Source organism: Ruegeria sp. CF1 (assembly GCF_056537445.1).
Window position 1 is genome coordinate 57,182 of record NZ_JBQFRN010000012.1, and the last position, 22,059, is coordinate 79,240.

General features: G+C 55.2%; 19 protein-coding genes. 13 read left to right on the plus strand and 6 right to left on the minus strand.

Annotated elements, in window-relative coordinates:
* Genes ACRZ96_RS17825 through ACRZ96_RS17835 form a run of 3 tightly spaced genes read left to right on the plus strand, consistent with a single transcriptional unit; the run spans position 1 to position 2,648 of the window.
* Positions 1-843 (plus strand): amino acid ABC transporter permease, encoded by an 843-nt coding sequence (locus ACRZ96_RS17825; RefSeq protein WP_480705997.1) that lies wholly within the window; start codon positions 1-3, stop codon positions 841-843.
* A gap of 36 nt (positions 844-879) precedes the next feature.
* On the plus strand, positions 880-1,713 hold the full coding sequence (locus tag ACRZ96_RS17830; RefSeq protein WP_170393843.1) for a transporter substrate-binding domain-containing protein: 834 nt from the start codon (positions 880-882) through the stop codon (positions 1,711-1,713).
* Between the two features lie 53 nt (positions 1,714-1,766).
* Positions 1,767-2,648 (plus strand): amino acid ABC transporter permease, encoded by an 882-nt coding sequence (locus ACRZ96_RS17835; RefSeq protein WP_170562105.1) that lies wholly within the window; start codon positions 1,767-1,769, stop codon positions 2,646-2,648.
* Positions 2,649-2,655: 7 nt separating this feature from the next.
* Here the strand turns inward: ACRZ96_RS17835 and ACRZ96_RS17840 are convergent, their stop codons facing one another.
* The 3 genes from ACRZ96_RS17840 to ACRZ96_RS17850 all read right to left on the minus strand — a co-directional run bounded on the left by ACRZ96_RS17840 (position 2,656) and on the right by ACRZ96_RS17850 (position 5,161).
* Entirely contained in the window at positions 2,656-2,973 is a 318-nt protein-coding gene (locus tag ACRZ96_RS17840) for a non-heme iron oxygenase ferredoxin subunit (RefSeq protein WP_170635751.1), read from the minus strand.
* A gap of 3 nt (positions 2,974-2,976) precedes the next feature.
* Entirely contained in the window at positions 2,977-3,921 is a 945-nt protein-coding gene (locus ACRZ96_RS17845; protein ID WP_480705999.1) for a fatty acid desaturase family protein, read from the minus strand.
* Positions 3,922-4,075: 154 nt separating this feature from the next.
* Positions 4,076-5,161, minus strand: a complete 1,086-nt coding sequence (locus ACRZ96_RS17850) for a hypothetical protein (protein ID WP_480706001.1) — start codon at positions 5,159-5,161, stop codon at positions 4,076-4,078.
* Positions 5,162-5,256: 95 nt separating this feature from the next.
* On the opposite strand from ACRZ96_RS17850, the gene ACRZ96_RS17855 reads away from it, so the two are divergent.
* The gene (locus ACRZ96_RS17855; protein WP_480814894.1) at positions 5,257-6,186 is read left to right on the plus strand and encodes a LysR substrate-binding domain-containing protein; all 930 of its coding nucleotides are present in this window, start codon (positions 5,257-5,259) and stop codon (positions 6,184-6,186) included.
* A gap of 96 nt (positions 6,187-6,282) precedes the next feature.
* Positions 6,283-7,332, plus strand: coding sequence for an aromatic ring-hydroxylating dioxygenase subunit alpha (locus ACRZ96_RS17860; protein ID WP_480706004.1), 1,050 nt, complete (start codon positions 6,283-6,285; stop codon positions 7,330-7,332).
* 34 nt (positions 7,333-7,366) lie between these two features.
* On the opposite strand, the gene ACRZ96_RS17865 is transcribed toward ACRZ96_RS17860, so the two are convergent.
* On the minus strand, positions 7,367-8,170 hold the full coding sequence (locus tag ACRZ96_RS17865; RefSeq protein ID WP_480771742.1) for a phytanoyl-CoA dioxygenase family protein: 804 nt from the start codon (positions 8,168-8,170) through the stop codon (positions 7,367-7,369).
* Between the two features lie 273 nt (positions 8,171-8,443).
* Between ACRZ96_RS17865 and ACRZ96_RS17870 the strand changes: the two genes are divergently transcribed.
* The 5 genes from ACRZ96_RS17870 to ACRZ96_RS17890 all read left to right on the plus strand — a co-directional run bounded on the left by ACRZ96_RS17870 (position 8,444) and on the right by ACRZ96_RS17890 (position 16,397).
* Positions 8,444-9,694: an FAD-dependent oxidoreductase gene (locus ACRZ96_RS17870; protein WP_170393855.1), complete on the plus strand. Its 1,251-nt coding sequence runs from the start codon at positions 8,444-8,446 to the stop codon at positions 9,692-9,694.
* A 14-nt stretch (positions 9,695-9,708) separates the two neighbouring features.
* Complete coding sequence (locus ACRZ96_RS17875) at positions 9,709-9,966, plus strand: sarcosine oxidase subunit delta (RefSeq protein ID WP_170635755.1); 258 nt, start codon at positions 9,709-9,711, stop codon at positions 9,964-9,966.
* Complete coding sequence (locus ACRZ96_RS17880; RefSeq protein WP_480814895.1) at positions 9,953-12,823, plus strand: 2Fe-2S iron-sulfur cluster-binding protein; 2,871 nt, start codon at positions 9,953-9,955, stop codon at positions 12,821-12,823. The genes ACRZ96_RS17875 and ACRZ96_RS17880 overlap by 14 nt, the downstream gene beginning before the upstream one ends.
* Position 12,824: 1 nt before the next feature.
* Positions 12,825-13,313 carry a sarcosine oxidase subunit gamma gene (locus ACRZ96_RS17885; protein ID WP_480814896.1) on the plus strand — a complete coding sequence of 163 codons (489 nt, stop codon included), beginning with the start codon at positions 12,825-12,827 and terminating at the stop codon, positions 13,311-13,313.
* Between the two features lie 291 nt (positions 13,314-13,604).
* The gene (locus ACRZ96_RS17890) at positions 13,605-16,397 is read left to right on the plus strand and encodes a bifunctional aconitate hydratase 2/2-methylisocitrate dehydratase (RefSeq protein WP_480814897.1); all 2,793 of its coding nucleotides are present in this window, start codon (positions 13,605-13,607) and stop codon (positions 16,395-16,397) included.
* 272 nt (positions 16,398-16,669) lie between these two features.
* Here the strand turns inward: ACRZ96_RS17890 and ACRZ96_RS17895 are convergent, their stop codons facing one another.
* Positions 16,670-17,431, minus strand: coding sequence for an HpcH/HpaI aldolase family protein (locus tag ACRZ96_RS17895; RefSeq protein ID WP_480706010.1), 762 nt, complete (start codon positions 17,429-17,431; stop codon positions 16,670-16,672).
* A gap of 200 nt (positions 17,432-17,631) precedes the next feature.
* Between ACRZ96_RS17895 and ACRZ96_RS17900 the strand changes: the two genes are divergently transcribed.
* A complete protein-coding gene (locus ACRZ96_RS17900) occupies positions 17,632-18,522 on the plus strand; it encodes an SMP-30/gluconolactonase/LRE family protein (RefSeq protein ID WP_480706012.1) in 891 nt (296 codons plus the stop codon).
* Here ACRZ96_RS17900 and ACRZ96_RS17905 read toward each other — a convergent pair.
* Entirely contained in the window at positions 18,519-19,517 is a 999-nt protein-coding gene (locus tag ACRZ96_RS17905) for an ester cyclase (protein WP_480814910.1), read from the minus strand. The two genes, ACRZ96_RS17900 and ACRZ96_RS17905, sit on opposite strands and share 4 nt — an antisense overlap.
* Before the next feature lie 157 nt (positions 19,518-19,674).
* On the opposite strand from ACRZ96_RS17905, the gene ACRZ96_RS17910 reads away from it, so the two are divergent.
* The gene (locus tag ACRZ96_RS17910; RefSeq protein ID WP_170394099.1) at positions 19,675-20,724 is read left to right on the plus strand and encodes an ABC transporter ATP-binding protein; all 1,050 of its coding nucleotides are present in this window, start codon (positions 19,675-19,677) and stop codon (positions 20,722-20,724) included.
* Between the two features lie 84 nt (positions 20,725-20,808).
* A complete protein-coding gene (locus ACRZ96_RS17915) occupies positions 20,809-22,035 on the plus strand; it encodes an extracellular solute-binding protein (protein WP_170394097.1) in 1,227 nt (408 codons plus the stop codon).
* The last annotated feature ends 24 nt before the right edge of the window (positions 22,036-22,059 follow it).

Here is a 22,059-nt window from a genome sequence, read left to right on the forward strand (position 1 = left end):
GTGACCGATCTGGGCATATCACAAGGACGCGGGCAAGCGCTGCCGAAGCCACCACTATACAAGCGGTTCTTTGGCTCGGTGTTAGTGTCCGTCGTGATCTATGCGGTTATTGTCGGGTTGATCGCCTACGGGTCATATGTTGGCGCGCAGGGTATGGGCTATAATTGGCAGTGGTATCGCGTGCCCCAATTCCTGTACCGCAACACCGAGATTGGGTTCGAGTGGGGCGAAATTCCCATCGGACTGGTTGCCACGATCAAGCTGTCAGTTACCTCGTTTCTGCTGGCCACAGCTATCGGGTTGCTAGTGGCGTTACTGCGCTTGTCCGGCTTGGTAGTTGGCACGGCTGTCGCGGTTGCCTACCTTGAACTGATCCGCAATATCCCGCTACTGGTTCTGCTTTACCTGTTCTATTATGTGCTAGGGCCAATCTTTGGATTTGATCGATATACCGCCAGCATCTTGACCTTGGCGGTGTTTCATTCAGCCTTGATTTCAGAGATCCTGCGGGCGGGGATCAACGCCATCCCATCTGGTCAGTGGGAGGCGGCCAAGTCTATCGGTATGACCCACTATCAGACCTACAGATATATCATTCTGCCGCAATCTGTTCGCTTTATGCTACCGCCCATGACGGGCGAGGTCGTCCACTTGATCAAATCCTCGGCTATTGTCAGCGTCATTGCCGTGGCCGAACTCACCACCTTCGGGCGCAACATTATATCCGACACGTATATGAGTTTTGAAATCTGGTTTACTATCGCGCTGGTCTATCTGGTGGTGACCCTGATCCTGTCGATTGGCGTTAGCTATCTGGAGAAGAAATATGCCGTCGACCAATAACCACAAGAACTTAACCGGACAACAAGGAGAACCAAGATGAAGCTATCTCGCAGAATGCTCGGGGCGGCCCTGGGCGCGGTCGTGGCAACAGGCATGGCGACCTCAGGCTGGGCGCAAAGTGCGACTCAGGAACTGTCCCGCGAAAGTGTGATTGAAACGATCAAACAGGATGGGGTAATCCGGATTGGTCTTTCGCTGTTCGTGCCGTGGTCGATGCGCGACAAGAATGGTGATCTGATCGGGTTCGAACTGGATGTCGGTCGCAAGCTGGCCGAGGACATGGGTGTAGAGGTCGAGTTTGTACCGACCGCCTGGGATGGCATCATCCCGGCGCTCGTATCCGGCAATTTCGACGTGATCATCTCGGGCATGTCGGTGACTGCGCAGCGAAACTTGACGATCAACTTCACCGATCCCTACGCGTATTCGGGCCTGGCTATTATGGCTAACAAACAGTTGACCGATGGTATGTCTTTGGAAGATTTCAATAAACCTGAGGTCACCTTTGCCGCTCGTCGCGGTGCGACACCAGCTACAGTGATCGCGGAAAACTTCCCCAACGCGACGCTGCTGTTGTTTGATGAAGACGGTGCATCAACGCAAGAAGTGCTAAACGGAAACGCGCATGCTTCGATGGCGGCTCAACCTACGCCGAACCGCGAGGCCGGTCGCCATCCGGAAACTCTGACCGTTCCGTTCGATAACCTCTATGATCCGCGTGGCGAAGCGTTCGGAGTACGCAAGGGCGATCCGGATGCCATGAACTTTTTCAACAATTGGATCGCTCAGAACTGGCGGTCGGGTTGGTTGGAAGAGCGTCACAACTATTGGTTCGCAACTGAAGAGTGGGCAGACCAGGTTGCCCAATAACCAATTAGCCGGGGGCGGGTCAGCCGCCCTCGGGCCTGAAGTGGAGCGCCCAGGTGCCTGAATTTCTTAGAAAACTCCGATGGCCAGATTATCTGATCGTGGCGGTATTGATCGCCTTCTTCGGATATATCTGGCTGTCGATCGAGGGTACGCTGAACTATAAGTGGCGGTGGGAATTGATCCCCAGCTACATCGTCGGCTGGCATACTGGGCGAGAAGAGTATTTTGCCAATCTATTGCTGCAAGGCTTGGTGGCGACGGTTCGTATCAGCATCTATTCCGGCATTTTGGCGCTCATTCTGGGTACAATTCTGGGGATCGCGCGCTGTTCTGCCAACCTGACCATACGCATGCTGGCACGCACTTATCTTGAATTTCTGCGTAATGTGCCACCGGTTGTTGTTGTCTTTATTTTCTTTTTCTTCCTGTCGCAGCAACTGATCGACGCACTAAACCTTGAACGCTGGGCACGTGGAATTGCGCGGCAAGAAGACAACCAGATCTGGACATTTTTCTTTGGTGAGATGCGGCGCTTTCCGTCGCTTGTCTCAGGTGTCATCGTTCTGGCGCTGTTTGAAAGCGCATTTGTCGGCGAAATTGTCCGTGCCGGTATTCAATCGATCCCCAAAGGTCAGCGTGAAGCTGCACGCTCGATCGGGATGAGCCGTTTGCAAGAGCTTCGCTATGTCGTGCTGCCGCAGGCGATGAAAAAGGTCGTGCCGCCGCTGGCCAATCAGTTCATCTCATTAATCAAGGACAGCTCAATCCTGTCGCTGATCTCGGTTCAGGAACTGACCTACAAGACCGTCGAACTGGTCGCCTCGTCCCGGATGATCTTTGAGGCATGGATCACAACGGCTGCATTCTATTTTGTCGTCTGCTTCGGCCTCAGCCGCATCTTTGCGCGGCTAGAGAAACGATCTGACAAGCGCTAGGTTCAGGTCACATTCGGACCTGAACCATTCCATCCTGAATCCGTGTCTCAAAAACCCGCATTGCTCGGGTCGCAGGCGCTGAAACGGGCTTGCCATCACGCACATCGAACGCGCCCTGGTGCAATGGGCATTCGATAACATGCCCATCGAAATAGCCGTCACACAGATCAGCCCCACCATGGTTGCACAATGCCAGCGAGGCATAGACACCGCTGGGTGTATCATAAACTGCAATCAATCTCGGCCCGATCTGAACCCGCGTGACCCAGTTTTCTTCCAGCTTCGATGCCTCGATCACATCGCGCCAAGATTTGTCTGCCGCCATCTCTCAGGCCTCGGCTTTGCGTTGCATGATCTGCCGCAGAATGTCGCGATGCGCAGCCAGATATCCACCTTTTTCGACGAAGATATGATCCTTTAACTTCTCATGCAGACGGGGCAGAGCGTGAAAGGGAACTGAGGCGACATAGTGATGTTCGGCATGATAGTTCATATTCCAGCATAAAAATGACATCGGCTTTGACACCAGATTGGTGCGCGTGTTTTCTGACATCTGCGCCACGGTGGGACGTCCGACATGCTCGGTCATTCGTATGAATCGCATCACCGGCTCACCCAGAAACAGGGGTATGATCCAATACCAGATCAATCCCCACCATCCGGTGAAGGCCATAGCCAGAAAGATCAAAGCGTAAATGGCCAGCATGCGGCGCGCGTCCCAATAGACCGACTGATGCTCCTCTTTGGGAATGAAACTCAACTCGGCCTTGCTGAGCTTCCCAAAGGCATGTCGGAACAGCTCAGTAAACTTACCGCGCCAATAAGGCAGGGCTGACAGGTACAAAAAGTACTCGCCAAGGGATTTGGGCAGCGGGATCAGTTCGGGATCCTCTCCGTTCAGTTGCGTATACGTGTGATGATCACAATGTTCGTATCGGAAGAACCGATGGGGCAGAATGATGATCAGCCCGCAAATCTGACCAACCAGATCATTCAACCACCGGGTGCGAAACACGGTATAGTGCACACACTCATGCTGAAGTGAGAAATGATGCACCAAGACGACCCCTTGCAGAAACATCGCGGGCCAAATCAGCCAACTGTTCCAGGCTAGGGTGATCAATGTTGTCGTGCAGGCCAGCACTAAAATCCACATTGCAAGATGACGTAACCCGTGCGCGTTCGAGCGTTGCATGAATCCCTTGAGTTCTTCGCGCGTCAGTTTTCCTTCGCCCAGAGCCTGAGTCAGCGGCGTAACAATAGCTTTTGACATGTGATTTCCATGATTTTGCCGGAGCGGGGGTCTTGCCCTCTGCGCATATTCCGGCACCGGAGACGGGAGTGCTCCGCACCATAGGGCCAACTCGAACAGACCCTATTATCTAAGAGTATTTCCACAGCTCGTGATTCGATCAAGCCGCTATTGATCAGCCAACTGCACGCAGACCGATATCCGGATCGGGATGGGCGAACAGGGCGGCCGCGCAAGGGTGCCGATCCAGGATTGATTGACCGCAAGGCAGCCGTTCGGCATGGAATGTACCGCGGTCCCAATAAGTTACGCCATCGATTTCGATGGACGGATCAATAACGTTCCAGCTGATTTCTCCGGGCGCGTACGCCCCGCAGGTGTGGAAATGCAGGATGCGTGGATTTCCGAAAGCGGAGCCGCCCCAGCGTTCATAGTTTTCACGCATATCCCAGGGGTAGCCACAGCCCGGATGAATACCTGCATGCCAAGAGTGCACGAAATTGCGATCAATTCCCAACTGATTGGCTACCCGGTCATAATGCGCCTCGGCCCGTGCGGCATTGGCGGGATCGCCGTCAAAACGCTGCAGCCGCCCATTCTCCATCATCGCAAAGACGGGGCGGTCGAATTCGATGGTGTAGTCATCGTAATACTTCGACCCCGTTCCCGTCAGAAAACTGATCGCCACACGGCCCGAGAAACTGTGGGCAGGAACCGGAGTAAAGACTGACATCGGAAAGCGCAGGATCGAGGTGTCGCCCGATGGTTGCAGGTTCATCACTGGCCGACCGCTTACATCAGTGCCCAAAGGGCAAGTGATCCGCACCTCGCTGGCCGCGTCCAAGACCGCGTTGATATCGGCCTTAAGCTCCATGAACGCATCGTGGTGGCCGTTGGAGAAACCAGATCCCAGCATTTCTTTGGTTAAAGCGAAGCTAACGATGACTTTCTTACCCTGCGGCATGTCCGAGAACCGCAACTGATCCCCAAGACGGGCCAGAAATAGAATGATGTCTGCCGCTTCGAACCGGGCAAGCAGATCGGGCGATAATTGCGGATTGTCCGGATTGAAGCCCACATCAATCGTGTCGACCCCCAGCCCAAGTTGACAGGCCGCCTGACTGACAACATTCACGCTGTCGGCGTCGAAATATCCAAACTCTGCAGGTTCATAGGCAATCAGCAGCCTTTCACCCGCCGCCGCGCGGGCGCAATTGACCAGCAGATTGTAAGCGCCCCGCTCTGGCGTCATGTCGGACATCGACATCTCCTGATTACTTGACATTATCAACTTACGGCCTAAGGCCGCCGGCAATCCATTTGAAAGTGATAATGGCTGACATTAGGATGACTAATATGATCTTGAATCTGCCATACTCCGCGCTGCGAGCCTTTGAGGCAGTTGTACGCCATTCCGGCTTTTCACCCGCCGCCGAGGAACTGGGGGTCAGCCAAAGTGCCGTCAGCCAGCACGTCAGATCGCTCGAGGAATGGCTTGGGCGGGATTTGCTGGTGCGCGGTGCGCGGCAATCGCGACCTACCCGCGAAGGTGAGCAATTGGCGCAGGCAATCTCGGATGGGCTGGGCCGCATTTCAGATGTGTGTGCGCAACTTCGCGATCGAACGCGTGCGGACCGGACCATCGTGATTTCATGCTTGCCGGGGTTTGCATTCAACTGGCTGTTTCCAAGGCTTCTGCACTTTGATTTGGCCCACCCGGACCTGTCTATTTCGATCGCGACTGATACGGGATACTATCCGTTTTCCGGCGCAGATTCCGATATCGGCATTCGATATGGTCTTGGTGAATATCCCGGGTTTGAAGTGGATTTGCTTATGCCGGAAAGGCTGTTTCCCGTCTGCGCGCCCGCGCTGTTGCCTGAACTGAAGCGCATTGAAGATTTGTCACAGCACACACTGCTCGTAGATGAAAATCTGCACCATGGTACGTCCAGCCCAACATGGGAGTTCTGGGCGCGGCAATCCAATCTGACATTGCCGTCTGGAGTGCGCACGCGCCGATTGGGCCAATCAAACATGGTCATACAGGCAGCGATTGAGGGGCTGGGGGTGGCGCTTGGGCGCGAACCGCTGGTGATTGATGCCTTGTGCGATGGCCGTCTGGTGCGACCGTTTCAGCAACTGACTCAATCGCCACTTTCCTATTGGCTCGTCCGGCGCCCTGATAGCAAAGACAGCCAAAAAGTCAGCGAGTTCCTGAACTGGATCAAGACCGAAGTTGCTTCGCAGCCCGATCTGCCCCCGTCGGTTATGCTGCCGAATTAGCTTGCCTTATATGTATCATTACGAATCCAGAATGGTGTATTGCACTGACGCTGCCATAATGGCGCTAAGCCAACTGATCAAATTGGAGAGCAAACCATGTACCTCAGAAATTGCTGGTATGTTGCCGCCTGGAGCAAGGATATCGGGCGCGAACTGAAAGCTGAGACATATCTGGGTGAGAACATTGTGCTCTATCGTCAGCAGGATGGGACGCCCGTTGCGCTTGAGAATGCCTGCCCGCATCGCAAGCTCCCGCTATCCGATGGCAATCTGAAAGGGGATCTGGTCGAATGCGGCTACCACGGGCTGACATTCGATTGTTCGGGCAAATGTACGGACAGCCCAACGCAGCGGGGGATGACGCCTCGGCGCGCGGTGGTGAAGTCTTATCCAGTTGTCGACCGCTATCGCCTGCTCTGGATCTGGATGGGCGATCCTGAACTGACTGATCCGGACTTGATTTTCCCAATCGAAAACTTTGATGACACGAGCTGGGGCCTGACCGATGGCGGGGTGATGGATATCGATTGCCATTATCTTTGGGTTTGCGACAACCTGCTTGATCCCAGCCATGTGGCCTGGGTACATGTCTCGTCATTCGCCGGCGCGGGAACGGATGAAGAGCCTCTGGACGTCAAAAAGACAGATCGCGGCGTGATTGTCTCGCGCTGGATCGAAAACAAACCACCATCGCCTTACTATGCCAAACTGGTCTCGTTCGACGGCGATTGCGACCGCTTGCAGCATTACGAAATGTGCATGCCCGCAATCGGGCTGAATAAGTCCATCTATACTCCGGTTGGCACGGGTGGATATGACAAAGATCCTGTCGATGAGACATTCATCAACATCTCTTACAACTTCATGACGCCAATCAACGAGGATCAGACCAGGTATTTCTGGTTCCAGCATCGCAACTCTGATCCGGACAATGCCGAGGTTTCAAAGTTCATGAATGAAGGTGCCCGGATGGCGTTTCTTGAAGACAAAGATGTGCTGGAAAAAGTGCACAAGGGCATGAAAAATGCTCAGACACCGCATATTGATCTGGGTTTGGATGCCGGGGCAAAAACATACCGACGCGTGCTCGACCGAGCGATCGAGGCCGAGGCCGCTGTGCCAGAGGGTGCAATTCGGCAAGCCTGAAACTTGAACAGAGGCCAGTTCCCGTCCCCTTATCTTAGGTGTTGCTATAGATGACAGGGAAGCGCCCACAGGCAAAGGGAGTACCCGGTTTCAGGTCGTCATCATGAAGCCATTCAGTGACGCTATCGCGCGGTTCATAGGTGGCACCTTCAACGGCAAAACGTACCGCATATCCACGCCTGCGACGGGTCGAGGTTCGGTTGCCCATCGCCGAATGCACAGTCATTCCATCGAAGGCCAGTGCATCGCCAGGTTCCATCTGTTCATGGTGGAATATGTCATATTTAGTGCGATCCGCCTCGAAATCGGGCATGTCGATATAATCCGGGTTATCCTCTTCCAGATAGTGAAGAAACTTGCCAAGTTGGTCAGTTTTGAAAGGCCGGTATTTTGCGCCCCAAGCGTGCGAGCCACGGACAAATTCCAGCGCTCCATTGTCTGGGTCGACAGGATCAAGTGCGATCCACATTGTCATGATGGGACCGGCCACAGGCCAATAGGGCTGATCTGTATGCCAGCCGGTCTGGGTGCGTGTGCCAGGTTCTTTCACGAAAATTTGGTCATAGATCAACGAAGTCCAGGGGCTGCCCGCCACCTCGGCCACGCGCTTTCCAATATCTGAGTTCAGACAATAGTCCTGAAAGATACCCGGTTTTTCACGCATATTTTTATAGGCAAAATACCGGTCACCCTTTTTGACCTCTTCGTCCACGGCATCACGCAACTTGTTTAACCAATCGTCTGTGAGGATGTTTCTCAATAAAACGACGCCGTCGCGCGCATACGCTTGCTGAACAGTATCTGTATCCGGTGTGTTTATCATAGTTCTTCCATCCATAGCATCCGCCTCATTTCCCGGCGGGTTTGAATTCAGGCGCAAAGCGCCACGGTCTGCATGGAGTCAGAGAGAGGGTGAACTGCGGCAGTTTATGATGAAGCAGGGCCAGCGGGATCGGGCCGACCATTTGCCAGCAAGATTCCGATGAAACTGTTCAATTTTGAAGGTCATGCGCCATGGTAGCCCACGACCTTTGATTGCCCAAGCTGTTTTTGCGTAATGGTAAATATATTTATTGACGATATATTTTTTCCGATAAATATTGTGCTTGCTATGCAAAAATATTCGGCATTTTCACTCGCCCGTAACGCAATTTCTGGTCATAAGAACTGGTCCCGAGCCTGGCGGAGCCCGCCGCTCAAAGACCGGTACGAGGTGGTGGTGATCGGGGCAGGGGGTCACGGGCTGGCCACGGCTTATTATCTGGCCAAAGAGTTTGGCATAACCGACGTCGCCGTGCTGGAACGGGGCTGGTTGGGTGGCGGAAACATAGCGCGCAATACGGTTACGATTCGGTCAAATTACATGCGTGACGAGTCGATCCCGTTCTACGTCAAATCCGTCGAGATGTACGAAGGGCTGACGCATGAGTTGAACTTCAACATGATGCATTCCAAGCGCACCATGGTGGATGTGGTGCAGACCTGGCCCAAACTGCGAGAGTTGCGGCGACGGCAATTGGTCATGGACATCTATGGCTCGACATATGAACAAATCACCGCAGAAGAATTGCGCAAACGCATACCTGCGCTGACAGGCGGTGGGCCAGATGCGCGCCTGCCGATCATCTGCGGAATGGTCCACACGGACGCAGGTGTAAACCGTCATGATGCGGTGGCCTGGGGCTATGCCCGCGCGGCGGATGCGATGGGGGTGGAGATGCACCAACAGACCGCCGTGCAAGCATTGATCCGTGGCGCTGATGGGCGCATCGAAGGTGTCGAGACCAATCGCGGCACCGTGCGGGCGAAAAAGGTTGTTGTGGCCGTATCGGGCCATACCACGACATTGACCGAGACAGCGGGGCTCAAGCTGCCATTGCGCACGATGAACCTGACGGCCTTTGTGTCCGAACCAGTGAAGCCCTTGGTGGATGTCATCGTAAATTGCCCGGACAGTGGGTTCTATTTCAGCCAGTCTGACAAGGGCGAGATGGTGATCGGCGGCGCTCCTGATATGGGGCAAAGCTTTCGTCGCGACATCAAGCAACATGTGTTCGAAGACACTGTGACCGCGATGCTGTCGCTTTTCCCGAGCTTCAAGAAACTCAAACTAATGCGCCAATGGGGTGGGCATCTTGATATTGCCCATGATGCCTCGCCCATCATGGATCAGACTGAGGTACCGGGGCTTTTCGTGACCGCTGGCTGGTGGGGCGGATACAAAGCCATTCCTGCGGGCGGACTGACGCTTGCGCATCTGGTCGCCAAAGGCGAGCCGCATCCGCTGATGGCCTCATTCACTTTGGACCGTTTCCGCCATCTAGAATTTGTGATGGAAGCCGGCACCACAACGGCGAGATAGGAAGGGACAGGACCATGATGCTCATCCTCTGCCCATTCTGTGGCAAACGCAATGAAAGCGAGTTCGTCTATGGCGGCCCGGTCGGTGCTGCTCGACCCGATGCCAACGCCGTCAGCGATGCTGATTGGGTCGAATACCTGACCATAACGCCCAACCCGATGGGGCCTGTGCAAGAGCGGTGGTGGCACGCACGGGGCTGTGGCGAGTGGCTGACAATCTGGCGGGATACCGTGACACATGACATTGTGGAGGTGCCCGATGGCTCAGATTAATCGCCGCGCAGTGGGTGGTCGTGTTGATCGAAGCCGCCCTCTGACGTTCCAGTTCAATAGGAAAACTTACGAAGGGTTCGAAGGGGACACTCTGGCCTCGGCCTTGCTGGCAAACGGGGTGCGAGTAACAGCCCGTAGTTTCAAGTACCACCGCCCACGCGGCATTGTCGGACACGGGCCTGAAGAGCCGGGAACCCTTGTGGAGCTGGAAGGCGAGGACGCCTCGGGCAACCGTCCAGCGACCACGGTTCCATTGCGCGAAGGGCTGAATGCACGCTCGGTCAATTGCTGGCCATCGCCCGAGTTTGATCTGGGCGGGATCAATCAATTGATTGGCCGTTTTATTCCTGCGGGCTTCTACTACAAAACTTTCAAATGGCCTAACTGGCATCTGTTTGAACCATACATCCGCAAGGCGGCGGGGCTGGCAGCAGCGCCTGCGCAACCGCCTTCATCGGGGCATTTCGAAGCGCGCTACGCTCATGCAGATGTCTTGATTGCAGGTGCAGGTCCCGCCGGCCTGCAAGCTGCACTTGAGGCTGGTCTGGCAGGCAAGCGTGTCTTCCTCGCAGACGAGGGAACCGAAGCGGGCGGCAGCCTCCTGAACCGCACCCTGACCATTGGCGGGCGTCCGGCGATGGATTGGGTGGGCGAAGCGGTTGAAGAACTAAGCCAAATGGCAAACGTCACCCATCTTCAGAACGCGACCGTATGGGCCTATCGCGAACACAACCTAGTGATCGTCAATGAACGCGAGCCAGATCAGGCGAGCATTCTAGAACGCAACTGGCGGGTCCGTGTTGCTGAGGTGGTGATTGCCACCGGGGCCACGGAACGGTCGATGGTGTTTGCCAATAATGACAGGCCGGGCGTCATGTTGGCCTCATCCGTGCAGGCCTATGTTAATCGTTGGGGCGTGACACCCGGTCAGAGTGTGGTTCTGTTCACCAACAACAACAGCGCTTACGCAGTGGCCGCCGATCTGGTCGCAGCTGAGGTAACGGTTAACGCGATCCTCGATAGCCGCGACACGGTTCCAAGGGAAGCTCTTGATCTGGTGTCGGGGATAACCGTCCGTGCCGGAACAGTAGCCGCCGATATCCAAGGGTACAATAGCATCCGTGCTGTCAAGGCCGTTCCCAAGTCCGGGGGCGCAGGCACCTGGATCGACTGCGACTTGTTGGCTCATTCCGGCGGTTGGAATCCGACGGTGCACCTGTGGTCTCAGTCCCGCAGCACACTTCGGTTTGATGAAGAACTCGCTGCGTTTTTGCCTGATCAACCGATTCAATCCTGTCGGGCCGTCGGCGCGGCGACGGGGGATCTGACACTGGATCGGATCATCGATGACGGTTCAGAGCTGCCTTATTCGATTGAACCGCTATGGCGCGTAGATGTGCCAGGGCAACGCGGAAAGGCATTCCTGGATATTCAGAACGATGTTGCGGTCAGCGATGTGCATCTGGCGCTGCGTGAAGGATATGACAACGTGGAACATGTCAAACGCTACACCACTGGCGGGATGGGCGTAGATCAGGGCAAGACGGGCAATATCAACATTATTGGTACAGTCGCCCTGCAAAAGGGCGTTCCATTGCAAGAGGTTGGCACGACGACATTCCGCTCTCCCTACACGCCGGTCTCATTCGGCGCGATCGGTGGGCTGCGCGAGGACTCGGTGCTGTTTCCCTACCGACACACGCCGGTGACCCTATGGAACAAGGATTATGGCGCAGTGATGTATGAGGCTGGTGCCCGATGGCGTCGTCCGGGGTTTTTCCCCAAACCAGGTGAGGGCCTGCAAGAGGCGGTGAACCGGGAATGCCGCGCGGTGCGTGAAGGCGTTGGCGTATACGACGGTTCGCCGCTCGGCACGTTCGAGCTTAAAGGGCGCGATGCTCCGCGCTTTCTGGATTTTCTGTATTCGAACATCATGTCCAGCCTGAAGCCCGGCGATGGTCGCTATGGTCTTATGTTGTCGGATGACGGTCTGATCATAGATGACGGGGTGGCCTTTCGGCTGGATCAGCACCGCTGGATGATCTCGACCTCAACAGGTCACGCGGACGCCATCAACCAGCACATGGAAAAGCTGCTTCAGACCGAGTTTCCTGACTGGCAAGTCATGATCACAACTGTGACAAGCCAGTGGAACAACGCCACCATTTGTGGTCCCCGCGCGCGCGATGTCATGCACGCGCTGTGTACGGATATCGATCTGTCGCCCGAGGCATTCCCCTTCATGTCGTTCCGGGACGGTACGGTTGCGGGGTTCCCTGCGCGGGTTGTGCGCGTCAGTTTCACCGGTGAGCTATCCTTTGAGGTCAACGTTGCCCCACGCCACATGGCCGCCTTGTGGGACAAGGTGATGGAGGCTGGTGCAGCCTTTGGTATCCTGCCTGTAGGATCGGAATCCAGCCATGTCTTGCGTGTGGAAAAAGGCTTTCTTTCGCTGGGGCACGAGGTCGACGGTACCGTGGACGCCTATGACCTGGGCATGGGCTGGGCAATGTCGAAGAAAAAGCCCGACTACCTAGGCAAGCGCTCGGTCCACTTGCGCCGTGAAGCGGTAGGGGAACGCCGGGAATTGGTCGGCATCTTGCCCGAAGACCCTGACAAGCAAGTGCCCGAAGGCGCGCCACTGACCCCTGAAGGTCGCAAAGAAGCGACCGAAGGATTGGTTACCGCCTGCGTCTGGAGCGTCGTCAACAATCGCTGGGTTGGCCTGGCGTTGCTGAAGAACGGGCAGGAGCGACACGGGCAAACCGCGCATGTTCGGCTGAAAGACGAGGTGATCCCGGTGACCATCACAAAGCCTGTATTCCATGACCCCGAGGGTCAGCGCCTGAGATCCTGAGATGAGCTACGACGTCAATATCGAACGCCAAACCCTTAATGCGCTGTTTGACCTTAAAGGGGATCCCGAGGTCGTTCAAAATTGGGTCGAAACTTCCCTGCCAAGCCGCCCCAACACAAGGGCAATGCAGGAAGCGTTTGAGGTATATTACATTGGACGCAATCACTGGATTGTACGTGCTTCGCTGGAACTGGAAGATGTGCTGGAAGCGCAGCTCAAACCCACGGACTGCCCTGCAGATATCAGTATCGTTCGGGTTTCGGACACTCTTGCCTTCTTTCGCGTCACCGGCCCTCAAGCCGCGGATGTGATGACCATTGCCTGTCCGCTTGATCTGCACGCCTCTGCCTTTGATGATGACGCGGTAACGTATTCTGAGCTGTTTGGCCTCAAAGCACTGGTGATGCGATGCGAGGGCGGTTTTGAGTTCGCTGTTGAACAGAGTTTTGGCGATATGGTTCAGGATTATCTGACCCGAGCAACTGCCTGACGTAATTCGAAGCAGGGGCGGTTTACGCCTTATGGCTATTCATTACCTCGCCGGTCTATATGCATATCGTCCGGGAACAGGGTTCAGATAAGGACATAGCGGACTTATCGAAAGTCATTGGCTGGCACAAAATCCTTTGTGAAGTGTTGCTTTTAGACGGGACATCGCGCCACAGGTGCAAGGGTTGCAAGTTCCGATCATTTAGTATACCGCCGCATACAATTAGGATCCTCGGGCGTTCATAACGTCTTTGAGCCCCTGCTAATCGAGCCACACATACCGGAACGAGCCATGAGCCTTTACACCAACTACCTCGACGAAATTGAAGCCCGCAAAGCGCAGGGTCTGCATCCGAAACCGATTGATGACGGCGCGCTTGTCAAAGAGCTTGTTACGCAGATCAAGGACGTCGATCATGCGCATCGTGCGGATTCTCTAAACTATTTCATCTATAATACGCTGCCCGGCACGACCAGCGCCGCTGGCGAGAAGGCACGTTTTTTGAAAGAGATCATTCTTGGCGAAGCGCTGGTTGACGAAATTTCAGTACCCTTTGCCTTTGAACTGCTGTCGCACATGAAAGGCGGTCCTTCGGTTGAAGTTCTTCTTGATCTGGCTTTGGGTGGTGATCCCGAGATCGCAGGGCAGGCGGCCGAAGTGCTGAAAACACAGGTCTTCCTGTATGAAGCTGATACGGATCGTTTGAAGGAGGCGTTTTCTGCCGGAAATCCGGTCGCACGCGACATTCTTGAAAGCTATGCGCGGGCCGAGTTCTTCACCAAGCTGCCCGATATCGAGGAAGAGATCAAAGTTGTCACGTATATCGCTGCCGAGGGCGATATTTCGACTGACTTGCTGTCGCCGGGCAACCAGGCACACTCGCGCTCGGATCGGGAGCTGCATGGCAAGTGCTTAATCTCGCAGCAAGCGCAAGACGAGATTCAAGAATTACAGCGCCGGCACCCAGATAAACGCGTGATGCTGATTGCTGAGAAAGGGACAATGGGCGTTGGCTCGTCCCGGATGTCGGGTGTCAACAACGTTGCGCTTTGGACAGGCAAGCAGGCCAGCCCATATGTGCCATTCGTAAACATTGCCCCGATCGTGGCCGGCACGAACGGTATCTCTCCGATCTTTCTGACCACCGTTGGTGTGACGGGCGGGATTGGTATCGACCTGAAAAACTGGGTCAAAAAAGTCGATTCCGAGGGGAATCCGATCCTCAACAATGACGACAGCCCTATCCTGGAGCAAAAGTACTCGGTCGAAACCGGGACAGTGCTCACGATCAATACGAAAGACAAAAAGCTTTATGACGCCGATGGCGCCAATGAGCTTGTTGATATTGCCTCGTCCTTCACTCCGCAAAAGCAGGAGTTCATGAAGGCCGGCGGATCCTACGCCATCGTGTTCGGCAAGAAGTTGCAAACATTTGCAGCACAGACACTGGGAGTCGAGCTGAAGTCGGCATTTGCGCAGTCGAAAGAGATCAGCCGAGATGGACAGGGCCTGACCGCGGTTGAAAAGATCTTTAACCGCAACGCTTTGGGAGTAGCGGAAGGCACGGTCTTGCACGCCGGGTCGGACGTACGGGTCAAGGTCAACATCGTCGGATCGCAGGACACCACTGGCCTGATGACCTCGCAAGAGCTTGAGGCGATGGCGGCGACCGTGATTTCTCCAACCGTCGATGGTGCGTATCAGTCCGGTTGCCACACCGCCTCGGTCTGGGACAAGAAGGCGCAAGCCAACATCCCCAAACTGATGGCGTTTATGAACAATTTCGGCCTGATCACAGGGCGCGATCCCAAGGGTGAATATCACTCGATGACCGACGTGATCCACAAGGTTCTGAACGATATCACCGTGGATGATCGCGCCATCATCATTGGGGGCGACTCGCACACGCGCATGTCCAAAGGTGTGGCTTTCGGGGCGGATTCAGGCACCGTTGCCTTGGCACTGGCCACGGGCGAAGCAACCATGCCCATTCCGGAATCCGTGAAGGTGACGTTCAAAGGCAAAATGGCCGATCACATGGATTTCCGCGACGTGGTCCACGCGACACAGGCTCAGATGCTGAAGGCTTTCGGCGATAACGTGTTCCAGGGGCGTATTATCGAAGTTCATATCGGAACCCTGCTGGCGGATCAGGCTTTTACCTTCACCGACTGGACGGCCGAGATGAAGGCGAAGGCCTCGATCTGTATTTCCGAAGACGAGACCCTGATCGAGTCACTGGAAATCGCCAAAGGTCGGATTCAGATCATGATCGACAAGGGCATGGAGAATGAGGCGCGGACCCTGCAAGGCCTGATCGACAAAGCCGACGCACGCATTGCAGAGATCAGATCCGGCGCAGTTCCAGCCCTGAGGCCGGATGAAAATGCCGAGTATTTTGCCGAGCTGGTCGTTGATCTGGACGAGATCAACGAGCCCATGATCGCCGACCCTGATGTGAACAACGCGGATGTCTCCAAGCGTTATACGCACGATACGATCCGGCCTGTTTCCTACTACAAAGGGGAAAAGAAAGTGGATCTGGGATTTGTCGGATCTTGCATGGTCCACAAGGGTGATCTGATCATCGTATCGCAGATGCTTAAGAACCTTGAGAAGAAGGAGGGCAAGATTGAATTCAAGGCCCCTCTGGTCGTCGCGGCGCCAACCTACAACATCGTTGATGAGTTAAAGGAAGAAGGTGAGTGGAGTATTCTTCAGGAATATTCCGGTTTCGAATTCGACGATCTTTTCCCCAAGACATCAGCGCGAACCGAATATGAAAATACGCTGTATCTTGAGCGTCCGGGCTGCAACCTTTGCATGGGTAATCAGGAAAAGGCTGAGAAAGGTGATACTGTTCTGGCGACATCTACCCGCTTGTTCCAAGGGCGTGTTGTCGAGGACTCGGAAGATAAGAAAGGTGAATCCCTTCTGGCTTCCACACCGGTAGTTGTACTGTCTGCCATCCTCGGGCGAACTCCGAAAATCGAGGAATACAAGGCCGCTGTCGAAGGGATCGACCTGACCCGCTTTGCACCTCCGGTCGCCAAGCCCGCAAATTCCAATTCGGCACATTTCTGATTGGAGAAGGCCGGTCGCCGCTAAGGCGCACCGGCCTTATGCTGTTTAACAGGATCCACTCTGAATCAATAAGCCTAGCAATACTGGTTTTGCGGTATGAGATTTTGGCCCCCTTAGGTAGAGTGCCACGCTGGAAATCTAAGACTATACAATGCGAATAATCCGCAATCGCGCATCGCCTTTCTAGCAAAGAAAGTACTGTCGTCGCAGCATTTACCAGCCCGCGGATATTTCGTCCCCAAGGCCCTTTCCACTAAAAAGCCCTGTGCGTTTCACGTCCTCGCGGTGCCATGGAAGTTCTCCGCTTCCGCGTTTGCAGCGCGAAGCATGAAGGCGTGTTCTGAAGCGACGAAGATCATGGTCACCCCATAGTCGCGCAGCTTGAGTCCGGCTTCTGCGCTGGCTGCAAAGGTCATCAGCGTCTTGTCATGTGCGTTGGCTGCATCGCCCGAGCGTCGCATTGCATCAAGAACCTGTGGGTCGGACTGATCGGTCACGCCGTAACATACCGCAAGATCCGCAGGTCCTACAAAAATCCCGTCGATGCCCTCGGTCCCGGCGATATCATCGACTTCTGCGACGCCTTCTGGTTCTTCGATTTGGGCAATGATAATCGTCTCCTCTTCGCTTTGCTTGAGGACATCAGCCATGGATCGGGTCGCAAACCCTGCCCACCGGGTTGATCCGGCATAGCCGCGACCACCATGGCCAAAACGACCCTCGCGCGCAATGCGACGGGCCTTTTCGGCGCTGTCAACATGCGGCACAACAATACCTGTCGCGCCACTGTCGAGCGCCTTGAGAATTTCGTCCGCAGACCCAGTCGGCACCCGCACCAACGTCGGCAACCCCAGAGCCCGGGCGACGGCGAGGCAAACATCCAACCGACCCCGGTCAAAGGGTGCGTGTTCCGCATCCAGGCACAAGAAGTCCAGTTTTGACTTGGCAATTATCTCGACCAGTTCATGGGCTGGTGTCTTGAGAAACGTTCCGACGAGAGGCTCGCCAGCAAGCATGCGTTGTTTGAAATTCATGGGAAAGTCCTGACGGTTTTGTTTGGGCGGCACATGGCAATTGGCAGCCAAGCGGTTTGGAAACATCGGCCATAGCGTAGAGCATTGAAGTTGGCAGGGCCAGACTATCGAACAGTCGTTATTGCGTTTTCACCCGAAACGCTGTTCTTGTCGGGACTTGCCGGTAGTGTTGGCAGGCGCAACTCTGAAAAGGTGCTCTCATGGTATTCGATATCCGTTCCAAATGCTTCACAGACCTGGTGCACCCTGACGCTCAACTGGAAGAAATCGCTAGCGGTCTGGGGTTTACCGAAGGGCCAATATGGCACCCCGAAGAGCATTGGCTGGTATTCTCGGACATTCAGGAGAGCCATCAATACAAGTGGAGCGAGGGTGAGGGAGTTCGCGTTTTTCGCACCCCTTCCAACCAAGCAAACGGAAATTGCTTCGACAAAAGTGGGGCAGTGATCTCTTGCGAGCACGCCAGTTCGCATTTGGTACGCCATGATCACGGCGGCAAGCGGGTTACTTCGATAGCCACGCATTTTGATGGCAAAGAACTCAACAGCCCCAACGATGTTATCTGCGACTCGCACGGTCGGATTTGGTTCACTGATCCCAGTTTTGGTCGTATCCGAGAGGATCTTGGCATTCTGAGAGAGCAAGAACTGCCGGTGCAAGGCGTGTTCCGGCTGGATCCCGACGGCACGTTACACCTTGTCGCGGATGATTTTCAGCAACCCAACGGGTTGTGTTTGTCAGCTGACGAAACAAGGCTGTTTGTCAATGACAGTTGGGGTGGTCATATCCGCGTCTTTGATGTCGCCACTGATGGCTCACTGACCGGTGGGGTGGTCTGGGCCGATGTTGTTGGCGATGGGGAAGGGGTGCCGGACGGTATGAAGTGCACCCGCGACGGCCAGATTTTGTGCAATGGTCCCGGCGGTGTACATCTGTTTGATGCCCAAGCGCACTGCCTTGGTGTCATTCTGACGCCGCAGAAATCTACCAACTTCTGCTTTGGTGGGGCCGGGTTCAGCATGCTGTACATCACTGCCTGCACGTCCGTTTACCGTATTCCGACCAACATGACGGGTCTGGCCATGATCTAAAGGCCCACTCGCGCCATGCGGTCCAGAATATCGACACCCTGTTGCTTCCAGAAATGAAGCAGATCGATGAAAATCCAGTTCTCGGCCAGTTTATCACCTTTGCGACGATAAATGTCTATCACCCGGAACTCACCGGCTTTGTCAGTGGCAGGCATCCCCATGAACCCGCCGGTTGGTCGGGCGGTAAAGTTCGGCCAGCCAAAAAAGCCGCCATAGTGGCCCTCGGCCATGCGGCAGATATGGTTGGTATTTGACCGGTCGGCAAACCCAGCACGGAACGGGCCAGCGTGTTGTTTGGCGTAACGTTCGATTGTGTAGGTCGCACCGATACCGGATGGCCCCCACCAGATCATGTCTTCGCACCATGTGCGGCGCAACTCATCTTCAAGGCTGAGCCCGCTGTCCCACCGCCCAAGATCGGAGATCATCGCGTTGATAGCGGCCAATGTCTTTTGGCCGTCTTCGGCGGGTTGAGGCGTGAATATCAGACCGTCATGGGTCATGGGCCCGGGCTGGACAAGTTGTGCGGCGGTCTGCGGCGGGAAGGGCTGCAACCCGGCCTGAATCATGAAATGCGGGATGTCGAAATACATCGCGGTTTCGACAATCTTACCGTGCTCAATCCTGTTGAACTCGCAATAGCGCAGCAAGGCCATTTTTCCGGTTGGCGCAATGCCCAGCCAGTCCTTGTCGAACAGCCCCATGAGATGGCCCATCGAAACAACCCAGACTGAATTGAACCCGTCGATTTCATTTTGACCAGCCATGAATACGTCCATCCGACGCTGCAAGTTGGTTAGGCTGTGATTCAGCGGCTGCCAGAATTTTTGCGCCACGTTGCTAGCGCCACGCTGCTCGTTGAATGGGTGAAAGCCGCGCCACAGGAGGTCCTCGGCGCAATACTCAGCGATCACATCAGAGTGGGCTGATTCCTCTGCATCGCTCAGAGCTTTGTAGAAGTTCAGGACAATTTCTTTCTCGGCTTCGTAAGACATATTTTTTACTTTCAATGCTTTGCCCGGAGGGAAGCGTCAGTCTTTAGCAAGATTGCGGACGCTTTTGCATTCGCTTGCAAAAAATACTTGCCAGATGTTCCTTTGGATGTCTATGCTTTTGCAAACGTATGCACTCAGGTGCAACTGGGAGGACAGTATGGCCGAGATTCAACTGCGCAATGTTGGAAAACGTTGGGGTTCGTTTGTTGGAGTGGACAATTTCGACCTGACAATATCCGACAAGGAATTTCTGGTGCTTCTCGGCCCGTCGGGTTGCGGCAAGACCACGACGATGCGCATGATCGCAGGTTTGGAAGACGCAAGCGAGGGTGATATTCTGATCGACGGTACCCGCGTCAACGATATGGAGCCAAAAGACCGCGACGTCGCGATGGTGTTCCAGTCTTACGCTTTGTATCCGAACATGAATGTCTACGAGAACATTCGTTTCCCGCTGAGGGTACGTGGCATCGACGCTTCCACCCATGACGAAAAAGTGCGCCGTGCGTCGGCGATGGTAGAGTTGGACGACTTTCTGCATCGTAAGCCGGCAGAGCTGTCAGGTGGGCAACGTCAACGGGTGGCTCTGGCGCGTGCGATTGTACGCGAGCCCAACGTGTTCCTGATGGATGAGCCGTTGTCCAACCTTGACGCAAAACTGCGCGTTTCGACTCGCGCGCAGATCAAGAACCTCAGCCATGAACTGGCGGTGACTACGATTTATGTGACACATGACCAGATCGAGGCGATGACACTGGCCGATCGCGTGGTGATCATGAAGCAGGGTGTTGTCCAGCAGGTTGGCTCTCCGACGGCGATCTACGACGAGCCTGCGAACACGTTTGTCGCCAGCTTTATCGGCAACCCGGCGATGAACCTGGTTGATGGCGATGTTCAGGGCGGTGTGTTCCGCGCGCAGAATACCGAAGTGCATGGTCTGAATGCTCCGGATGGCCCAATAACTTTGGGTTTCCGCGCCGAGGACGCCAATGTCGTAGAAAGCGGGGGCGAGATTAACGCGCCCATCTATACGCAGGAATTGCTGGGCGATAGCACCATGGTCTCGGTTCGGATCGGCGGAGCGCTGGTCTCGGTCAAGGCCGACAAAACCTATCGTGCTGAAATCGACGATCAGGTGTCGATTCATATCCATACCGATCACTGTCACCTGTTCGATGCGCAAACCGGCGCGCGCCTTGAGATCTGAGAGACGAAAACCAATCCCGCAATGACGGGACAATCTCGGGTGCAGGCTTCGAAGATGCACCCAATCACCTAGGGAGGAATCAAAATGTTTCTAAAGAAAATCGCATTGGCCGGGTCACTGACCGCCTTTGCTGCGAGCGCGGGTTATGCCTGCGAGATCACGGATCGGGTCAACATCGTCGGCAACGAATTTGCCGCCATTCAGGCTGTGGCCGCTGCTGCAAAGGAATGCACGGGCGCATCTGTTGAATCCAACCTGACATCCGAACACCAAACCATCAACGTCGCCGGTCTGTCGGGCAATCCGTCGGAATACACCTCAGCCATCATCGCCAACAGCTCGATTGTGGCGTTGATGAATGAAGACGTTATCCGACCGCTCAATGACCTGGTCGAAAAACATGGTCAGAACCTGCAGCCGGGACAGTTGATCAAGATCGGCGATGACATCATGGCCATCGCCTTCATGGCCAACGCTCAGCACCTGATGTACCGCAAGGACGTTCTGGAACAGGCAGGCGTCGAAGTGCCAACCACGTATGAAGAACTGCTCGAGGCGGCCGAAGCCATTCGCGCGCAGGGCATAATGCAAAACCCGGTTGGTGGTGCTTACGCTGCGGGATGGAATCTGGCGCAGGAATTCAACAACATGTTCCTTGGCTATGGAGGTACTCATTTCAAGCCCGGCAGCGCAGAGCCCAACGTCAATACCGAGGCCGGTGTCAAAGCGCTGAACATGATGAAGGCTTTGTCCGAGTATATGAACCCCGACTTTCTGACCCATGATTCCAATGCCACCAATGCGGAATACCGCGCGGGCAATGTGGCGATCATGAATATGTGGGGGTCACGGGCGTCACAGCAGACCACAACCGAAGGTGTCTTGCAGGAAGTAATTGATGGCCATGCAATTGCAGCGCCGCTGACCGTGGGTGGCGGCACGACTCCGGCCTCGACCCTTTGGTGGGACGGATGGACCGTCGGCAAGAACATCTCGGATGAAGAGGCTGAGGCGACTTTTGTCGCGATGACGCATGGCGTCCGCCCCGAAATGTTGAACGATGAAACCACGCCGCTGGCAGTCTGGTTGATCGAAGGGTACGAACCTGCAGACGACGCGCAGGGTGTATTTGACGCTGCCAAAATGGGCACGACGCCTTATCCGATGCTGCCCTACATGGGTTTGATGCACAGTGCACTCGGCAATGAACTTGCCGATTTCATGCAGGGCAAGGAAAGCGCTGAACAGGCGCTGGCCGATGTCGAGGCCGCCTATCGCGCCGCGGCAATCGAACAGGGCTTCCTACAGTAAAACGCCCCTCGCGGGTGCCCAATT

What these genes read in the sequence shown, in the direction of transcription:
- ACRZ96_RS17830 (WP_170393843.1), top strand. Translation starts at nt 880, where the DNA reads ATGAAGCTATCTCGCAGAATGCTCGGGGCGGCCCTGGGCGCGGTCGTG.
- ACRZ96_RS17840 (WP_170635751.1), bottom strand. Translation starts at nt 2,973, where the DNA reads ATGGCGGCAGACAAATCTTGGCGCGATGTGATCGAGGCATCGAAGCTG.
- ACRZ96_RS17845 (WP_480705999.1), bottom strand. Translation starts at nt 3,921, where the DNA reads ATGTCAAAAGCTATTGTTACGCCGCTGACTCAGGCTCTGGGCGAAGGA.
- ACRZ96_RS17850 (WP_480706001.1), bottom strand. Translation starts at nt 5,161, where the DNA reads ATGTCCGACATGACGCCAGAGCGGGGCGCTTACAATCTGCTGGTCAAT.
- ACRZ96_RS17855 (WP_480814894.1), top strand. Translation starts at nt 5,257, where the DNA reads ATGATCTTGAATCTGCCATACTCCGCGCTGCGAGCCTTTGAGGCAGTT.
- ACRZ96_RS17860 (WP_480706004.1), top strand. Translation starts at nt 6,283, where the DNA reads ATGTACCTCAGAAATTGCTGGTATGTTGCCGCCTGGAGCAAGGATATC.
- ACRZ96_RS17865 (WP_480771742.1), bottom strand. Translation starts at nt 8,170, where the DNA reads ATGGATGGAAGAACTATGATAAACACACCGGATACAGATACTGTTCAG.
- ACRZ96_RS17870 (WP_170393855.1), top strand. Translation starts at nt 8,444, where the DNA reads ATGCAAAAATATTCGGCATTTTCACTCGCCCGTAACGCAATTTCTGGT.
- ACRZ96_RS17875 (WP_170635755.1), top strand. Translation starts at nt 9,709, where the DNA reads ATGATGCTCATCCTCTGCCCATTCTGTGGCAAACGCAATGAAAGCGAG.
- ACRZ96_RS17880 (WP_480814895.1), top strand. Translation starts at nt 9,953, where the DNA reads ATGGCTCAGATTAATCGCCGCGCAGTGGGTGGTCGTGTTGATCGAAGC.
- ACRZ96_RS17885 (WP_480814896.1), top strand. Translation starts at nt 12,825, where the DNA reads ATGAGCTACGACGTCAATATCGAACGCCAAACCCTTAATGCGCTGTTT.
- ACRZ96_RS17890 (WP_480814897.1), top strand. Translation starts at nt 13,605, where the DNA reads ATGAGCCTTTACACCAACTACCTCGACGAAATTGAAGCCCGCAAAGCG.
- ACRZ96_RS17895 (WP_480706010.1), bottom strand. Translation starts at nt 17,431, where the DNA reads ATGAATTTCAAACAACGCATGCTTGCTGGCGAGCCTCTCGTCGGAACG.
- ACRZ96_RS17900 (WP_480706012.1), top strand. Translation starts at nt 17,632, where the DNA reads ATGGTATTCGATATCCGTTCCAAATGCTTCACAGACCTGGTGCACCCT.
- ACRZ96_RS17905 (WP_480814910.1), bottom strand. Translation starts at nt 19,517, where the DNA reads ATGTCTTACGAAGCCGAGAAAGAAATTGTCCTGAACTTCTACAAAGCT.
- ACRZ96_RS17910 (WP_170394099.1), top strand. Translation starts at nt 19,675, where the DNA reads ATGGCCGAGATTCAACTGCGCAATGTTGGAAAACGTTGGGGTTCGTTT.
- ACRZ96_RS17915 (WP_170394097.1), top strand. Translation starts at nt 20,809, where the DNA reads ATGTTTCTAAAGAAAATCGCATTGGCCGGGTCACTGACCGCCTTTGCT.